The sequence below is a fragment of the Sorangium sp. So ce836 genome, assembly GCF_028553905.1.
GTDB classification, from domain to species: domain Bacteria; phylum Myxococcota_A; class Polyangia; order Polyangiales; family Polyangiaceae; genus Sorangium; species Sorangium cellulosum_D.
The window spans coordinates 8,803,085-8,818,797 of record NZ_CP102233.1 but is presented as its reverse complement, the minus strand read 5'-3'; the positions used below and the strand labels follow the sequence as shown (position 1 = coordinate 8,818,797).

At 72.4% G+C, this 15,713-nt stretch carries 11 protein-coding genes and 1 tRNA gene; 6 read left to right on the top strand and 6 right to left on the bottom strand.

The annotated features are described in order from the left end of the window. Positions 1-408: 408 nt before the first annotated feature. The gene (locus NQZ70_RS31885) at positions 409-2,274 is read left to right on the top strand and encodes a hypothetical protein (RefSeq protein ID WP_129577593.1); all 1,866 of its coding nucleotides are present in this window, start codon (positions 409-411) and stop codon (positions 2,272-2,274) included. Between the two features lie 139 nt (positions 2,275-2,413). On the opposite strand, the gene NQZ70_RS31880 is transcribed toward NQZ70_RS31885, so the two are convergent. From NQZ70_RS31880 to NQZ70_RS31865, 4 genes are all read right to left on the bottom strand, one after another. Next, positions 2,414-3,136 carry a trypsin-like serine protease gene (locus NQZ70_RS31880; protein WP_129577592.1) on the bottom strand — a complete coding sequence of 241 codons (723 nt, stop codon included), beginning with the start codon at positions 3,134-3,136 and terminating at the stop codon, positions 2,414-2,416. An 837-nt stretch (positions 3,137-3,973) separates the two neighbouring features. Beyond that, positions 3,974-4,048 (bottom strand) — tRNA-Thr (locus NQZ70_RS31875). A 125-nt stretch (positions 4,049-4,173) separates the two neighbouring features. Then, positions 4,174-5,085: an alpha/beta fold hydrolase gene (locus NQZ70_RS31870; protein ID WP_237244229.1), complete on the bottom strand. Its 912-nt coding sequence runs from the start codon at positions 5,083-5,085 to the stop codon at positions 4,174-4,176. A gap of 66 nt (positions 5,086-5,151) precedes the next feature. Continuing rightward, a complete protein-coding gene (locus tag NQZ70_RS31865; RefSeq protein ID WP_129577590.1) occupies positions 5,152-5,889 on the bottom strand; it encodes a peroxiredoxin in 738 nt (245 codons plus the stop codon). 78 nt (positions 5,890-5,967) lie between these two features. Between NQZ70_RS31865 and deoC the strand changes: the two genes are divergently transcribed. The 3 genes from deoC (at position 5,968) to NQZ70_RS31850 (ending at position 9,486) form a co-directional block, all read left to right on the top strand. After that, positions 5,968-6,921, top strand: coding sequence for a deoxyribose-phosphate aldolase (gene deoC, locus NQZ70_RS31860; protein WP_129577589.1), 954 nt, complete (start codon positions 5,968-5,970; stop codon positions 6,919-6,921). An 85-nt stretch (positions 6,922-7,006) separates the two neighbouring features. Next, complete coding sequence (locus NQZ70_RS31855) at positions 7,007-8,542, top strand: aldehyde dehydrogenase family protein (RefSeq protein WP_237244228.1); 1,536 nt, start codon at positions 7,007-7,009, stop codon at positions 8,540-8,542. Between the two features lie 104 nt (positions 8,543-8,646). Beyond that, complete coding sequence (locus tag NQZ70_RS31850) at positions 8,647-9,486, top strand: aldehyde dehydrogenase family protein (RefSeq protein WP_129581697.1); 840 nt, start codon at positions 8,647-8,649, stop codon at positions 9,484-9,486. A 33-nt stretch (positions 9,487-9,519) separates the two neighbouring features. Here the strand turns inward: NQZ70_RS31850 and fmt are convergent, their stop codons facing one another. Both fmt and NQZ70_RS31840 read right to left on the bottom strand, forming a co-directional pair. Beyond that, a complete protein-coding gene (gene fmt / locus NQZ70_RS31845; RefSeq protein WP_129577588.1) occupies positions 9,520-10,455 on the bottom strand; it encodes a methionyl-tRNA formyltransferase in 936 nt (311 codons plus the stop codon). A gap of 127 nt (positions 10,456-10,582) precedes the next feature. Further along, positions 10,583-11,401, bottom strand: a complete 819-nt coding sequence (locus NQZ70_RS31840) for an SUMF1/EgtB/PvdO family nonheme iron enzyme (RefSeq protein WP_129577587.1) — start codon at positions 11,399-11,401, stop codon at positions 10,583-10,585. A 407-nt stretch (positions 11,402-11,808) separates the two neighbouring features. On the opposite strand from NQZ70_RS31840, the gene lon reads away from it, so the two are divergent. Both lon and NQZ70_RS31830 read left to right on the top strand, forming a co-directional pair. Continuing rightward, positions 11,809-14,262 (top strand): endopeptidase La, encoded by a 2,454-nt coding sequence (gene lon / locus NQZ70_RS31835; RefSeq protein WP_129577586.1) that lies wholly within the window; start codon positions 11,809-11,811, stop codon positions 14,260-14,262. Positions 14,263-14,484: 222 nt separating this feature from the next. Further along, complete coding sequence (locus NQZ70_RS31830; protein ID WP_207217538.1) at positions 14,485-15,675, top strand: FHA domain-containing protein; 1,191 nt, start codon at positions 14,485-14,487, stop codon at positions 15,673-15,675. The last annotated feature ends 38 nt before the right edge of the window (positions 15,676-15,713 follow it).

Sequence of the window (15,713 nt, the reverse complement as noted above, 5' to 3'; positions counted from 1 at the left end):
GCGGCCCTTCGCAGCAGCGCACCGCGAAAGCAGCGGCCGTGCCACAGAGAGCGCGCCCTCAGCAGCGCGCGTGAGATGGCCGGCGAGCCGAACCTGCCCGCGCGCTCGCAACCCGGTGCGCAGAGCGGCTCGTGGCACGTGCCACGTGGCACAAGGCACGTGGTCGACGGCCGCGTGCCGCCTGTGGGTCGAGATGGGGCCCGGCGGCGTCGGGCCCCGCCCGCGGGACCTTCCCCGGGTCGGCAGAGCGCGCTCAGGCGCTTGCGGCGCTGGGGGAGCTCCGGCTAGATTCGCGCGCGCCAGAGCGCTCTCCGCCGCTGGCGCTCATCGCGCGCGAGGCGCGCTCACCGCGGACGCGCTCAATCACCCGCTTTTCTGGACGGGCATCACAGGTCAGGGGAGAACATCTTGTTTTCGTTCATCGCCGCCTTCAACCTGCCGGACGCGAGCGACCGCGATCCCGCCGCGTTTCTCCGACGCACGGCGCTCCTCATCGGCGAGCGGATGCCCTCCGTGGGCCCGGAGCCCCGGATCGCGCTGGAGGTCTTGCCGGAGGTGGGCGGCGGGTGGGCGCTCCTCGCGCCGGAGCCGCGGCCGCGGCTCGACCTGCTCGATCAGGTGGTCACCGACACGCACGCTGTGCTGTTGTTCGGCGAGCTGCAAGGCGAGTCCAGGGAGTCGCCCGCGAGCGCCGTCCTCCGCGCCTATAGGTCGGGCGGCGGGGCCTCGGTGGCCGCGCTCGACGGCAACTTCTCCGCCATCGTCGTCGACCGCGCGGAGCGCACGGTCGCGGTGATCTCGGACCTGCTCGGCCGCCGGGCGCTGCGCACCCTGCGCGCGGGCGGGGCCCTCTACGTCTCTCCGCACGACGTCGCGCTCGTGGCGACCGGGGCGTGCCCCGTCGAGATCGATCACGCCTCGGCGTGCTCGATCGTCGCCGCCGACTGGTCCATCGGCGGGCGGCCGCTGCTCGCGCGCGTCGAGCCGTGCGAGCCTTCGCACTGGCTGCGTTTGCGGGGCGGCCGCCTGGAGCGGCTCGCCGCGCCGCTCGGGCTGTTCGAGGGCCGCGTCGATGCCCGGGACGCGGCCGCGGTCAGCGAGCGAATCGACCAGATCGTCGACAGGATGCGCGACAACACGCGCTTCGCCGCGGCGGGCTTCGACACGGTCCGGGCCGACCTGACCGCGGGCATCGACAGCCGCGCCGTCTTCGCGCTGGTCGCGTCGGTCGTGCCGGCGGAGCGCATCGTCGCCAAGACCTCTGGCGCGCCCGACAGCCTCGACGTGCGCGTGGCCAGGCGCATCGCCGCCCTCTCGGGCGTGCGGCACGAGCACCGCGAGCTGGATCTGCCCATCCATGATGACTTCAGCCGTCACGCGGATCTCATCGCGTTCCACATGAACGGCGACTCCAGCGCCAAGCGCGCCATCGACAGGTATCCGAGCTGGGACGACGAGCGCCCCCTGGGCTTCGACGGGGGAGGGGGCGAGATCTTCCGTGGCTATTACTATGCTCGCCCCGGCCAGTACCGGCGGGTGGCCGGCGCCGGCGCCGGCGACGTCGCGGCCTTCCTCGCCCGGAAGTGGCGCCGCCTGGCCGCGCCGGGCTTCCGCTCGCCCGAGCATCCGGCCGCCGTCCGCGAGCGCGCTCAGGCCGTGATCGAGGCAATGTTCCGGCGCTCGCCCTACCTGCACGACGTGCTCGATCAGTTTTACCTCTTCGAGCGGTACGGCCGCTGGGGCGCGCTCACGTCGCGCTTCTCCTGGTGGAGGAGCTTCAGCCCGTACGCGAGCCCGTCCGTCGTGCGGCTGGCGTTCAGCCTGCCCTCCCCGATAGGCATGCACGCGGGCCTGCACGACGCTATCGTGCGCCGCTTCTTGCCGCCCGCGCGCGGCATCCTCGTGAACGACAACGCCCTGCTCCGGCTCCAGGGGCCCGGGCTCGGGCGCATGCTCGCGCGCGATCTGCTCTATGTCACGAGCGAGCTCTGGCGCGCGGCGACCGCGTGGCGGGGCCGCTCGGCCCAGCAGCGCCGCTCGGTGGACGCCATGCGCGCCGACATGGTCGCGGGGCCGCTCCACGACTACGCGCGCGACGTCCTCCTCTCGCGAGACAGCATCGCCATGGATCTGCTCGGGCACGAGCTCGCCGCGCGCCTGCTGGACGAGAACAGGGCGCGCCGGCAGCACCTGGAGATCCTGTGCAACCTCCTCGGCATCGAGCATTTCCGGCGGCTCGCCACGTCCACCGCCGCGGCCGCAGCCGGGCGTTGACCCGGGTCGAGCGGCGCCGTCGCCGGCTGCGCGGGACGAAGCCGCTCGGGGTTCCTCGACGGCGAGCCCACCGACCCGGAATCTCGCTCCGGCTGGTGGGCTCCTTCGAACGCGTCAGCAGCGCTGCGCCAGCGAGCGCTCACTCGCAGACCCAGTAATCGGGGAACGAGCTCGAGTACGGCGTGCACGCCGGAAGCCCGTCGAAGCTGCGGAAGTTGTTGATCTGGGTCATCCGGGTGCTGGAGATCCGCATGCCCCGCGCCTTGCCGCCGACCTCGGCGCACTTATCGTCCCCCGGCTTCTCCGAGTTGGAATGGATGCCGAAGATCCAGGTGGTGTTTCTGAGGAAATACGGGCCGCCCGAGTCGCCTTCGCAGACTCGGATGTCGTCCGCGTCCGTGACGAAGTGCTCGGCACCCACCCATTTCAAGGAATCATTCATGAAGCGCATGACCCCCGAGCCGGTGCCATTGTAGTGGTAGTATCCCCGCCCGTAGAATGTATAGGGTTCCGTGGAGCCGAGGTACCCTGCGTAGATTCCATCGGCGGCGTCGCCGGCCGTCACGTTACTGAACGTGCCGCCCGCGTTCGCGGTGAAGACGACGGCCATGTCGGCTTGCGCATCCACACGCTGCAGGCGCCGCACCCAGACGTCGCGGTTCGTCGTGCATTTGCCGCTCGAGGGGGTACCTGTCATGCAGCTCCAGGTGGTCCCGGTGCGCGCGTAGGATACCTTGGTGCTCACAGTCCCCGTCAGCGCCGTGCCGAGCGCGTCGTCAAAGCAGTGAGCCGCGGTGAGGATCATGTGTCGGCCGATCAGCGTTCCCGTGCAGAATCCGATATCCCCGCCTCCGATCTCCACGGTGCCGACTCCGCCGCCTTCCGGGCCGGCGCGGATTTCTTCCGTGTGAGTCCCGAGCGGCTCGTCGGAGAGGTCGTCGCTCGGGTCTGCGCCGACGCACGCCGAGGCAGCCAGCGCGAGCAGCGCGCCGGCTGCGCCCGGTCGGAGGGAGCCTCCGCCTGCAGCATCGGGATCATCGCGGGATACGCTTTACCCAAGGCCGCCCGTGCTCCGCTGGATCACCGTCCAGCCATGCAGCGGGTCAGATAAAGAGCACCGCTCAGGGGGCAGTGCAACGAGCGCGCCAGCTCAAAGGCACTACGGATCCGGGAGCGCTGGCAGGTTTTGACGGTGATTCCGCCCTGCGCGCCGTGACATGTCACGGTGGACGGGCCGCGCGTCACGGCGGGAGGCTCATTGTCCGGCGCGTGGACGCGACGCCCCTCCCTGAAGGGGGACGTGGGCCGAGGCCTCCCGGATCTCCGCCGACGCCGCCGGAGCGTCTCCGACGCGCGTCGCGGCGGATGAGCGGGATCGCGCCCGGCGCGGTAGCGAGCACCGCTCGGTGGACGCCGTGGGCGACGACATGGTCGCTGCGCCGCTCCACACCCGCGACGTGCTGCTTTCGCGAGACGGCATCGCCGTGGATTTGCGCGGGTACGAGCTCGTCGCGCAGCCGTTACAAGGCCATCGGGGGGCTCGCGGACTACGACGACCTCAACGACCCTTGAGGGTGAGCTCCGTCACGCTACGCGACGCGCTCTCTCGAGATGTTACCCAGAGCGCCCTGCGCCGGCGATATCCGGCTGGTCAACGAGCCACATCCGCAGGGAAGCGGGGATGCTCGCCGTTCTTTTCTGGAGCCACCTTCGGGACTTGAACCCGAGACCTACGGTTTACGAAACCGTTGCTCTACCACTGAGCTAAGGTGGCACGCCTCTCGTTGAGGAGGCGCGCAGATTACCCACTCGCCCCGCCGAGTCAAGCTCTTTTATTCACCCCCCGACCGGCCTCTCCGTCTCCGCGGCCGGCTCCGCGGCCGGCGCGGCCTCCGCGGCCTACCTCGCTTCCCCGCTCGTCGGGCTCGCCGCGTCGCCGGCGCTCCCTCTCGCGAAGAACTCGCCCAGCCGCTCGGCCAGCTCCGCCGCCGCCGACCAGTGCATCATGTGCCCGGCGTCCGGCAGCTCGACGTGCTCCGCGCGCGCGAGCTTCGCCGCCCGCGCCGCCTCGTCCGGCGGGCGCCACCCGGTCGGCCCGCCGCTCACGACCAGCGTCGGGCACGCGATGCGCTCCAGGAACGCCGCGAACGCCTCCACCTGGAACCAGAGCGGCGACGTCGTCCGGTGCATCGGATCGTACGCCCACGCGAGCCCGCCGCCGGGCTCCTCGCGCGTGAGCAGCGGCGCGCGCGTCGCCAGCACGTCGCGCGGCACGCGCGGGTGATGCGCGGCGAGCCGCGCGATCGCGTCCTGCATCGACGCGAGCCGCCGTGGCGCCCGATCGAGCCCCTTCATCTCGCGCAGCCACGTCTCCATGCGCGCGACGGCGACCTCGGGCCCGCGCGCCGGCGGCCCCAGGCCCTCGAGCAGCGCCAGGCGCTCGACGCGGCCTGGGCTCGCGCCCGCGTAGTACACCGCGACCGCGCCGCCCATCGAGTGGCCCACCACGCCGAGCCGCGCCGGCGCGAGCGCGTCGACGAGCGCCGCGACGTCGGCGATGTAGTCGGGGAAGTAGTAGTAGCCGCCCGCGGCGACGCGGCCGCTCCGGCCGAAGCCGCGGAGGTCGGGCGCGATCACGTCGTGCCCCGCCCTCGCGAGCGGCTCGGCCACGAGATCCCACGTGCTCCCCGCGTCGAGGAAGCCGTGGAGCAAGAGCAGCGTGAGGCCGGACGGCCGCGCGCCGTCGTCGCGAAAGCGATGGACGCACAGCTCCAGACCGTTGGCCTTCCAAGTTTCCGACGTCTTACGCACCACGCGCGTGCTCTCGCGTGCAGGCGTTCACGTGGGCCCCCCGCGCGCGCCGCGCGCCCGACGCCGTCACCGCTTCGCCGGAGGCGCCGCGGGAGCCGCCGGGGGGAGCATCGATCCGGTGGCCACCGGCACGGCCGATCCCGTCGGCGCCGCCCCCGCAGGCGGCGCGCCCGCACCGCCCGGCGCCGCGGCGTCGGGCCCCGCCGGCGCGGCGCTCCCCGACGCCGCAGGCGCCGCCGGGAGCGCCGCGCCCGTGAGCTGCGCGGCGTCCTTCAGCACCTCGTCGGCGTGCACGCCGGGATCCACGTCCGGGTAGACCTTCGCCACCTTGCCGTCGGGATCGATCAGGAACGTCACGCGCGCCATCGACCCGAGCCGCGTCGGCACGCCGAACGCGTTGGCCCACGTCTGGTCGGTGTCGACGAGGATGGGGAACGGCAGCCGGTGCTCGGTCGCGAACGCCTCGTGCGACTCGCGCGTGTCGGGGGAGACGCCGAAGATCTGCACGTTGGCCTGCTTGAAGCGATCCCACGCGTCGCGGAACGCGCACGCCTCCTCCGTGCAGCCCGGCGTCCCGTCCTTCGGATAGAAGTACACGACCACGGCGCGACCCCGCTGGTCGGACAGCCGCTGGATCGCGCCGTTCTGATCGGCGGCGAACACGTCGGGCGCCGTCGCGCCGACCGGGAGGAGCCCCTGTCCACCGTCGGGTCGCTCGGCCGCGCCACACGCGAGCAGCGAGACAAAGGCAAAGACGACAGCAACTACGACAAAAACGAGGGCAGTCGGGAAGCGTCTCTTCATCAGAGCGCCACGTTAGCACGCACTCGGTAGGATCGATCCGACGCTTCTGGTACGTTGCGCCGGCAGGAGACCAGGCCGATGGCGATCTACGGAAACGGCAGCGGCGCCGCCCCCGGCGCGGTGCGCCAGGGCAGGGGAATCACCTACCCCGATTTCTCTTCGCCTACCGTGGATAAGGTCATGGTGGAAGAGCGGGCAGCCGGGCTCGGCAAACGGAGCATCAAGGGCCCGGCCAAGGTCGCCGGCCTCAAGCTCGCCATCTCCATGATGGACCTCACCACCCTCGAGGGAAAAGACTCGCCCGGAAAAGTCGAGCAGCTCTGCCAGAAGGCGCTTCGCCCTCACGAGCGCGCGGACATCCCTCCGTGTGCGGCGGTGTGCGTCTATCCGAAGCTCGTGCCCGTCGCCAGGCGAGCGGTCGCGGGCTCGACGGTCAAGGTCGCGAGTGTGGCGACCGCCTTCCCGAGCGGGCTGTCCACGCTCGAGGTCAAGCTCGCCGACGTGCGCCAGGCGGTCGAGCTCGGCGCCGACGAGATCGACATGGTGATCGACCGCGGCGCGATGCTCGCCGGCGAGGTCAACGCCGTGTACGACGAGATCGCCGCGACAAAGGAGGCGTGCGGGCGCGCGCACCTCAAGGTGATCCTGGAGACCGGCGAGCTCGGGAGCTACGACCGCGTCCGCAAGGCGAGCCGCGTCGCGATGCTCGCCGGCGCCGACTTCATCAAGACGTCGACCGGGAAGGTCACCCCGGCGGCCACGCCCGCGGTGACGCTGGTGATGCTCGAGGCGATCCGCGATCACGCGCACGCGACCGGCCAGCGCATCGGGATGAAGCCGGCCGGCGGCATCCGGACGGCGAAGCAGGCGCTCCACTACCTCGTGCTGGTCAAGGAGACCCTCGGCGACGCCTGGCTCACGAGCGACCTGTTCCGCTTCGGCGCGTCCACGCTCCTCAACGACGTGCTCATGCAGCTCGAGAAGGAGCGGACCGGCGCCTACCAGGGCGGCGACTATTTCAGCAAGGACTGACCGCGCGCGGTCGGCGCACGCGCGCGTCGCGCGGCGTGGCCGGGTCCGATGTTCAACGCGCGGCCGCCGGCGTAGAGTGCGCGGCATGAGCGACAGGAGCACCGCCGCGGCAGGCGGCGACGGGGGCTCGCCCCGGGAATCTGGCGCCGCGAGCGCCGCGCGCGAGGCGGCCGTCGTGTTCGGCGACGCGTGGCGCTACGCGCCGGCGCCCGAGGGGCGCGACCACGTGAAGATCGCGCCGCGGTACGACCTCTTCATCGGCGGCGCGTGGCGCGCCCCGGAGTCGGGCCGCTACCTCGACAGCATCAGCCCGTCGACCGAGGAGAAGCTCTGCGAGTTCGCCGAGGCGTCGGAGCGCGACGTCGATCTCGCCGTGCAGGCGGCCCGGGCCGCGTACGAGAAGCGCTGGTCGCGCCTGCGCCCGCTCGATCGCGGCAAGTACATCTACCGCATCGCCCGCGCCCTCCAGGAGAAGTCGCGCGAGCTCGCGATCGTCGAGTCGCTCGACGGCGGCAAGCCCATCAAGGAGTCCCGCGACGTCGACCTCCCGCTCGCGGCCGCGCACTTCTTCTACTACGCGGGCTGGGCCGACAAGCTCGAGCACGCCTTCCCCGGGCGCGATCCGCGGCCGCTCGGCGTCGCGGGGCAGGTGATCCCGTGGAACTTCCCGCTCCTCATGGCAGCGTGGAAGCTCGCGCCCGCGCTCGCGGCGGGCAACACGTGCGTCCTCAAGCCCGCCGAGACGACGCCGCTCACGTCGCTGCTCCTCGCGAAGATCATCGAGGAGGCGGACCTGCCGCCCGGCGTCGTCAACGTGGTCACGGGCGCGGGCGCGACGGGCGCCGCGGTCGTCGGCCACCCCGGCGTCGACAAGGTCGCGTTCACCGGCTCGACCGAGGTCGGCAAGCGCATCCAGCGCGCGCTCGCCGGCACCGGCAAGCGGCTCACGCTGGAGCTCGGCGGCAAGGCCGCGAACATCGTCTTCGAGGACGCGCCGCTCGATCAGGCGGTCGAGGGCATCATCGGCGGCATCTTCTTCAACCAGGGCCACGTCTGCTGCGCGGGCTCGCGCCTGCTCGTCGAGGAGAGCGTCCACGACGCCCTGCTCATCAAGCTGCGCGAGCGCATGGCGACCCTGCGCGTCGGCGATCCGCTCGACAAGAACACGGACGTGGGCGCCATCAACTCGCGGGCGCAGCTCGAGAAGATCCGGGAGCTCGTGGCCGCGGGCGAGCGCGAGGGGGCCGCGCGCTTCTCGGTGAGCTGCGCGCTCCCGGATCGCGGCTACTGGTTCGCGCCGACGCTGTTCACGGGCGTCGCGCAGTCGCACCGGATCGCGCGCGAGGAGATCTTCGGCCCGGTGCTCTCGGTCCTGACCTTCCGCACGCCGGAGGAGGCGATCGAGAAGGCGAACAACACGATGTACGGGCTGTCGGCCGGCGTCTGGACCAGCAAGGGCTCGAAGAGCTTCTGGGTCGCACAGCGGCTCCGCGCCGGCGTCGTCTGGGCGAACACCTTCAACAAGTTCGACCCCAGCTCCCCGTTCGGCGGCTACAAGGAGAGCGGCTTCGGCCGCGAGGGCGGGCGCCAGGGGCTGCTCGCCTACCTCGAGGTGGACTGATGGCGCTCGGCAACCAGGACAGCGGCGGCGACGAGGGTCGCGCGCAAGCCGGCGCAGGCGCGGCCGCGCCGGGCGCGCGCGTCGGCGTGCGCAAGGCGTACAAGATGTTCGTGGGCGGCGCGTTCGTGCGCTCGGAGTCGGGGAGGTACACGCAGGTGCGCGATCACGGCGGCGCGGGCGCGGTCGAGAACATCCCGCGCGCCTCGCGCAAGGACGGGCGCGACGCGGTGCTCGCGGCGGCCGGCGCGCTCGGCGGCTGGTCGTCGCGCTCGGCCTACAACCGCGGGCAGATCCTCTACCGCCTCGCCGAGATGCTCGAGGCGCGGCGCGCGGAGCTCGCGGCCTCGCTCGAGCGCGGCGGCCAGGGCGCCGGCGCCGCCGAGCGCGAGGTCCTCGCGTCGATCGATCGCGCCGTCGCCTACGCGGGCTGGGCCGACAAGTACCAGAGCCTCTTCGCGAGCCTGAACCCCGTGTCCGGCCCGCACTTCACCTTCACGGTGCCCGAGCCGATGGGGGTCGTCGTCATCGCGGCGCCGCCGCGCCCCGCGCTCCTCGGCCTCGCGGGCGCGCTCCTGCCGGTGATCGCCGCCGGCAACACCTGCGTCGTGCTCGCCAGCGAGGCGGATCCGCGCACCGCCCTCGTCTTCGGCGAGGCGCTCGCCACGAGCGACCTCCCGGGCGGCGTCGTCAACCTCCTCACCGGCCAGCCCGCGGAGGTGCTGCCGCACCTCGCCGCGCACATGGAGGTCGCCGCGCTCGATCTGCACGGCGTGGACGCGGCCCTGGCGAAGCGCCTCGAGGAGGCGGCCGCCGCCAGCGTCAAGCGGGTGCGGTCCCGCGCGCTCGGCGAGGCGGAGTGGTTCGACGAGCGGGCGGCGACGTCCCCGCGCTGGATCGAGCGGTTCGTCGAGCTGAAGACGATCTGGCACCCGGCCGGGCCGTAGCGCGGGCGAGGTGCGCTGCGCGCCGCGCGCCGCTCAGCGGCCGAGCACCATCCCCGTCTGCAGCGTCCGCCCGGCGACGAGATCCGCGGCCGCGAGCGGTTTCCGCCCTTCGGCCTGCGCCCGCAGGAGCTGGATCGCGCCCTCGCCGCAGGCGACGATCACGACGTTGCGGCTGGCCATCACCACGGTCCCCGGCGGCGCCCCGCCGGGCTCGGCCTCGCGCTCGACGCGCGCGGCGAGCACCTTGAGCGCCTTGCCCTCGATCGTCGTGAAGGCGCCAGGCCACGAGGTCATCCCCCGGATGTGGTCGTGGATCTGCCGGGCGCTCCGGTCCCAGCGGATGCGCCCGTCCTCCTTCTTGAGGAGCGCCGCGTGCGTCGCCGCCTCGTGGTCCTGCGGCGTCGCCTGGAGCTCGCCGTCCACGGCGCGGCGGAGGTCCTCGCGCACGACGCGCGCCGCGAGCGCCCCGAGATCGACCGCGAGCTCGTCGGCGGTCGTGTCGGGGCCGATCGGGATGCGATGGATCGCGTAGACCGGCCCGGTGTCCATGCCCTCGTCCATCTGCATCAGCGAGACGCCCGTCTCGGCCTCGCCCCCGGCGATCGCCCACGTGATCGGCGCGGCGCCGCGGTAGCGCGGCAGGATCGACGCGTGCAGGTTCATGCAGCCGCGCCGCGGCGCATCGAGCACCGCCTTCGGCAGGATGCGCCCGTAGGCGATCACGAGCGCGACGTCGGCCGCGGCGTCCTTCACCCACGCGGCGAACTCGGGCGTGCGGATCTTCTCGGGCTGCACCACCGGCAGGCCGAGCTCGCCGGCCTTCACCTTGACCGGCGGCGCCTTGAGCTCGAGCCCGCGACCGGCCGGCCGGTCGGGCTGGCAGACGACGCCGACGACGTCCGCGATCGACGCGAGCGCCTCGAGCGAGGGCACGGCGATGGCGGGGGTACCGAAGAAGAGCGCGCGCACGCCCTAGCTTCTAGCAGGAGCGGCGCCCGGCACGGCGCCTTCTTCCATCGCGGCAGGCACTGCCGCGACCTTCCATTCCATCGCGGCGGGCTCCGCCGCGGCGGCCCCGGCGCAGGGCAGCGCCGCCTCAGGGCAGCGCCGCCGGCCGCCCGCCCTGCTCGCCGTCGTCCTTCCCGCCCGCTGCTGCGCCGCGCGGATCGGCGCAGCAGCGGAAGCCGGTCTCGTAGAACACGAACTTCGGGTCGTGCGCGTCGTTCGTCCCGCGGCAGCCCGTCCACGGCTTGGCCCAGAAGCCTCCCATGAGCGCGCCCGGCCACCGCCGGCCGCGGCGCGACGCGACCCACTCCTCGACGTTGCCCATCATGTCGAAGATGCCGAACGACGAGGCGCACCCGGGGTACGAGCCGCTCGGGGCGCCTTGCCAGAGCCGCTCCACCTCGCGCTGCGCGACCTCGCCGGAGGCGCCGAGCTTCCGCTCGTCGACCGGCCGCCACGCCCTGCCGCTGTTGCAGACGGTCCTGTCCACGCGCCAGCCGTAGGCGAGGGGGCGCCGCTCGGCGCCCTCGCACGCGAGCTCCCACTCCTGCTCGGCGCACACCCGCTTGCCGCGCGCCGCGCACCACGCGGTCGCCATCTCGAACGACTGCATGACGAGCGGCTTCGCCCCCCGCTGGTTCGGCGCCTCGAACTGATCCATGCACACCGCGATCTCGGTCGCCGGCCCCTCCTCCGCGGTGATGCCCTCCCAGTAGGCGAAGCAGTGGGTCGCCTTGCCGCTCTTCACCGGCTCGGCGCAGACGTGCTGCACCTCGTCATGGTGCGTGCCGGTGACGAGCCGCATGTCCGGCGGGCACGCCGGGCTGGGCCCTGGATCGAGGGAGGGCGCCGCTGGCAGGCTGAGCATCGCGAGCGCGAGCGCGCCGAGGCCGAGCAGGGGATCGATCATCGTTCAGCGAGGGCTCCGGTGTCGCTCCGCGCCGGGCGTCGCCGCGGCTGGCGGCGGCAGGCGGAAGATGCGCCTCTCGTCCGCCGCGGTGGCGCCGCGGTGGACCCTGCGCCGCGTCGCCGCGCCGCCCGACAAGCGAGCGCTGCAGGTCGGAGCTGACCCGCAGAATATCCCCATTCAAAAAAATGGCCAGGGCTGTGGCACGCGGCATGCGCCGTGTCTATGGTGAGTTCCCGTAGCCTCGCGGGCTGTCTTCCACCAGAGCTGCCAGCAGGGCTCCGCGTCGCACCATTCGCATCCGTCTGGATGCAAGCCAGGATGACCGGGGCGCGCGCCCGCCGCGCGACCCGGCCTCAGGTTGATGAAGGGGTTTACCTCCCCCGGTCGGGTGCCTAGAGGAGATCGCCATGTCCGAGAAAAAGAACCCGCCGATGCCGCCGCGCTCCGAGGAAGAGGTCGTCTTCGGCGACGAGCTGCCGGTTCTGCCGATCCGCAATGCGGTCCTGTTCCCGGGCGCCGTTGCGCCCTTCGATGTCGGCCGCGAGAAGTCGGTCGCGCTGGTCGAGGATGTCGACAACCTTCCCGGCCCGGTCATCGCGATCTTCGCCCAGCGCGATCCGTCGACCGACGATCCCGGCGCCGAGGATCTGTACCCCATGGGCTGCGCGGCGCGCGTGCTGAAGGCGCTCAAGCACAGCTCGGGCAACTACTCGCTGATCCTGCAGGGCCTCACGCGGATCCGGCTCGACAGCGTCACGGCCCACACGCCGTACCTGCGCGCCAAGATCCGCCGCATGGACGAGCCGGCGACGGAGGACGTCGAGGCGGAGGCGCTCGCGATGAGCCTGCGCGACATCGCGAAGCAGGTCATCCAGCTGATGCCCGAGCTCCCGCGCGAGGCGGGCTCGCTGATCGACTCGATCCAGGCGCCGGGCGCGCTCGCCGACCTCGTCGCGGCGAACCTCGACGCGCCGGTCGAGGAGAAGGCGCAGCTCATCGAGACGATCGACGTGAAGGAGCGCATCCGCAAGGTGCTCCGGCTGCTCACGCGGCAGCTGGAGATCCTGAAGATGCGCGAGCGCATCAACTCCCAGATCAAGGAGGAGATGGGCAAGAACCAGCGCGAGTACGTGCTCCGCCAGCAGCTCAAGGCCATCAAGGAGGAGCTCGGCGAGGACGACGGCGACCAGGGCGATCTCGACGGGCTCGAGGATCGCATCGCGAAGGCGAACCTGCCGACCGAGGCGGAGACGGTCGCGAAGAAGCAGCTGAAGCGGCTGCGGACGATGCAGGTCGGGTCGGCCGAGTACACCGTGGTGCGGACGTACCTCGACTGGATCCTGGACGTGCCCTGGACGCAGTCGACGCAGGACAACCTGGACATCGGGAGCGTCCGCAAGGTGCTCGACGAGGACCACTACGGCCTGGAGAAGGTCAAGAAGCGCATCCTCGAGTACCTCGCGGTCCGCAAGCTGAAGCAGGACAAGAAGGGCCCGATCCTCTGCCTGCTCGGGCCGCCCGGCGTCGGCAAGACGTCGCTCGGCCGGAGCATCGCGCGCGCCCTCGGCCGCAAGTTCCACCGCGTCTCGCTCGGCGGCGTGCACGACGAGGCGGCGATCCGGGGCCACCGGCGCACCTACGTCGGCGCGCTGCCCGGCCAGATCATCCAGGGCATGAAGAAGTCGGGGACGATCAACCCGGTCTTCATGATGGACGAGGTCGACAAGATCGGGCACGACTTCCGGGGCGACCCCTCGGCGGCGCTGCTCGAGGTGCTCGACCCGGAGCAGAACAACACGTTCGCGGATCACTACCTGGAGATCCCGTACGACCTGTCGCACGTGATGTTCGTCGCGACCGCGAACGTGGCCGATCCGATCCCGCCGCCCCTCCGCGACCGCATGGAGATCCTCGAGATCCCGGGCTACACGCGGAAGGAGAAGCTCGCGATCGCGCGGCAGCACCTGCTCCCGAAGCAGCTGTCCGAGCACGGGCTGACGACCGAGCAGCTCGAGGTCACCGACAAGGCGCTGGAGGAGATCATCGATCACTACACGCGCGAGGCCGGCGTCCGCTCGCTCGAGCGGCAGATCGCGGGCGTCATCCGCGGCGTGGCGGTGAAGGTCGCGGAGGGCGACACGCAGAAGCGGCGCGTCGACAACGAGGACGACCTGCACGAGTTCCTCGGCCCGGCGAAGTACACGAGCGAGGTCGCCGAGCGCACCGCCGAGAGCGGCGTCGCGACGGGCCTCGCGTGGACGAGCGTCGGCGGCGAGATCCTCTTCATCGAGGCGACGCGGATGTACGGCACGGGCAAGCTCCAGCTGACCGGCCAGCTCGGCGACGTGATGAAGGAGTCCGCGCAGGCGGCGCTGTCCTTCGTGCGCAGCAACGCGGCGAGGTACGGCATCGCGAAGGACTTCCTGGAGAAGAGCGACCTGCACATCCACATCCCCGCCGGCGCGATGCCCAAGGACGGGCCGAGCGCGGGCGTGACGATGTTCACGGCGCTCGTCTCGCTCCTCACCGGGATCAAGGTCCGCCACGACGTCGCGATGACGGGCGAGATCACGCTCCGCGGTCGGGTGCTCCCGATCGGCGGCCTGAAGGAGAAGGTGCTGGCGGCGCACCGCGCCGGCATCAAGCGCATCATCGTCCCCGAGCGCAACCGGGCGGATCTCGAGGAGGTCCCGAAGGAGGTCGTGGACGAGCTGCAGTTCTTCTTCGTCAGCCGGATGGAGCAGGTCCTGGAGGCCGCGCTCGAGCGGATGCCCGAGCCCGCGCCCGCGACCGAGGAGTCGAAGGACGGCGAGAAGAAGGAGCTGGAGAAGTCGGAGAAGAGCTCGATCGCGAGCAACTGATCCACGAGCGATCGCTCTGCGATCGGTCTGCGAGGCGCCGCGCGCCTTGGACGCGCGGCGCCTTTTTCGTCAACTCTTTCGTCAAGAGGAGCGAGCGGCTCGTCGCTCGCCGTGCCGGGAGCCGCGGGCGTGCGCGCGCTTGCCGCCGGCTTTCGTCTCGACGGATGTCAAGCGAATCGGTAGCCTCGTGGTCGCATGAGGCCGTGCCCGAACTGCGCGTGGATGCTCAAGGAAACCGACGCTGCCTGCACGATGTGCGGCGCGAGCGTGGCGGGGGCTGCGCCTTCGGCCTCCGGTCCGGTCGCGCCTCCGCCGCCGGTGCAGGGCGGCGCGGGCGCCTACGCTCCGCCTGGCCCACCGGGCTATCCGGGGCAATCGGTCGCCTCCGGCTACGGCGGCGCGGTGCCGCAGGGGTACGGCGCGGTGGGCGGCGCGCAAGGGGCCTACCCGCCTCCTCCTCAGGTCGGGGTGGGGGGTGGTCTCGCGGCGTCGTCGGGAGGCGTCCCTTTCTCGAGCGGCGCGGACTCTCCGTTCCCGGTCTCTCCGTGGGCGCGTGCGGCTCCTTCGGCGGGGCTCACGTCGCAGCCGTCGTCGCCTCCGATGAACCAGCCGGGCGTCACGCCCGCCCAGCCGCCGCTGGCGTCGCCGATCCCGGGCATCGTGCCCGGCGCGCCGATGGGCGGCGCGATGGGGCAGCCGGCCGGGTCGCCGGCGCCGATCTTCGGCACGCCCCCGCAGATGGTCGCGCAGCCGCCGATGGTCGTGCCGACGGCGGCGCCGGGGATGGTGGCGCCGCCGCCGCTGGTGCAGGGCGGGGCGGTGGCGCCGCCGCCGCTGGTGCAGGGCGGGGGGATGGCGCCGCCGCCGATGGTGCAGGGCGGGGGGATGGCGCCGCCGCCGCTGGTACAGGGAGGAGCGGTGGCGCCGCCGCCGCTGGTGCAGGGCGGGGGGATGGCGCCGCCGCCGATGGTGCAGGGCGCGGTGCCTGCGGCGGCGCAGGGCAGGGCGCCGGCGATCGTCGCGCCGCCGATGGTGCAGGGCGCGGTGCAGCCGGCGGCGGTGCAGCCGGTCCCGGGGCAGCCGTCACGCGTGCTCGTCGGCTTCCTCGTGACGTTCCAGAACGACCCGGGGGGCAGCTTCTGGCCGATCTACAGCGGGCGCACCCAGGTGGGGCGCGCCGGGGCGGATCCGACGACGGAGATCGGGCTGCCCGACGCGAGCGCCTCGTCGCGGCACGCGTCGCTCCACGCCGACCCGACGACGGGCCAGGTGTTCATCGAGGACGACGGCTCGCGCAACGGCACCTTCGTCAACGAGCAGCGCCTCGGGCAGGGCGAGCGCCGTCAGCTGCGCGACAACGACCGGCTGCGGCTCGGGAGCACGACGTTCGTGGTGAAGGTGCTGGTGGCGTGAGCGGAGAGCGGCTGGGCGCTGCGTCGCAGGCCCAGCCC